At 58.4% G+C, this 1,516-nt stretch carries 1 protein-coding gene; it reads right to left on the minus strand.

Going from position 1 to position 1,516, the window contains the following annotated elements:
* Nucleotides 1-1,484, minus strand: a 1,484-nt coding sequence (locus tag VGE80_RS23360) for a PVC-type heme-binding CxxCH protein (protein WP_440594328.1), incomplete at its 3' end; no start/stop codon positions are given.
* Nucleotides 1,485-1,516: the final 32 nt, after the last annotated feature.

Below are 1,516 nucleotides of genomic sequence, written 5' to 3' on the forward strand. Positions count from 1 at the left end.
GTCAAAGCCAGACTGGCTGCCCGAGCGGCAATATCCGAGGGGAGTCGCCGGTCATCGGCGAGCAATCGAATCGACCACAGGCGGACTTGCGGCTCTGCGTGATCCAGAGCCTTGAGCGCCGTCGCTTCGTCCAGCCCTCCCGACAGATACAGTCCCCACAACAGTTCCAGCGCCAACTGCCCTTTCACGTCAAACAACTGCTTCTTCACAGCAGGAACGATCGCAGAATCACGCCGGTCGGCGAGCAGCCTGCGGGCCGTCTCCCGATGCCAACGATCCGGGCTGGCCAGGAGCTTCACCAGTTCCATCGAAGTCAGATTGGCGATCGACTTTTGCGGCAGCCCGGCAATCGGTTGCCCCGGCTTCGGCGACGACTTGGATCGAATCCGGTAGATCCGGCCATGCTCCCGATCCAGTCCCCCCTGATAGTTCGCGGTATGGGCAAGTTGTCCATCGTACCAGTCTGCCACATAGACCCCGCCGTCGGGACCATCTTTGACGTCGACCGGGCGGAACCAGGTATCCGAAGAATCAATGGCGTAGCCGATATCCTTGGTCTTGAACGTCGAACCGATTCGCTCGACGTCGCTCATCACCACATGGTTGAGAATCGCAGCCGCACCGAACAGCTTACCCTGATAACGTGCGGGCAGACCAAAGGGGCCACCACTCCCTTCATAGATAATGAATTCATGAGTGAACCGGGGAACATTGTGATGCTCCATGGCCGGGAAGTACCCGAATGAATAAGGATTCGACAGCGGGCCATGCTTCGAGAATCCCTTCTGCAGATAGGCCCCCTGCATATAGTGGAAGCCACGGGTATTTCCGCCGTTGTGTCCCGAGAAAATGCGTCCTGCCGAATCAATTTCGAGTCCGAAGGCGTTTCCGCCCCCTTCCGAGAAGATTTCGTACGTGCGTGTGACGGGGTGATACCGCCAGATGTTCTGTCCCAGCGAATGCACTGTCGGAACGGGTCGCTTCCCCTCGTCCTTCGTCGGCAAGCCAATCCGAACACTCCCCGAGACCGTACTCCCCTGGGCTCCATACAGCCATCCGTCCGGTCCCCAGCGCAGGCTGCTGACAACTGAGTGAGTATCTTCAATGCCAAACCCTGAGAGATGCACTTCCGGATCACCGTCAGGCACGTCGTCTCCGTCCTTGTCCGCGTAGAACAAAAGGTACGGAGGATTGAGCACCCAGAGTCCGCCGCGGCCCTGTACGAAGGCCGTAGCGATATTCAGGTCATCGACGAAGGTCACATGTTTATCGTAAACACCGTCACCGTCGGTATCCTCATGGATCGTGATCTTGTCCAGGCCCTTCTCGCCCTGCGGTGGTGGATCGGGGACCTTGTCATAGACCGCTCGCCACCACTGATCTTTACTCAATAGAGTCAGCCCCGCAGGCTCTGGATACTGCAGATACTGCATCACCCACATTCGCCCTCGCTCGTCAAAATTCATGAACAGCGGCTGCGCCACCTCGGGTTCCGCGAGGACCAGATCGACAGCAA

Source organism: Schlesneria sp., from assembly GCF_036405755.1.
Classification (GTDB): domain Bacteria; phylum Planctomycetota; class Planctomycetia; order Planctomycetales; family Planctomycetaceae; genus Schlesneria; species Schlesneria sphaerica.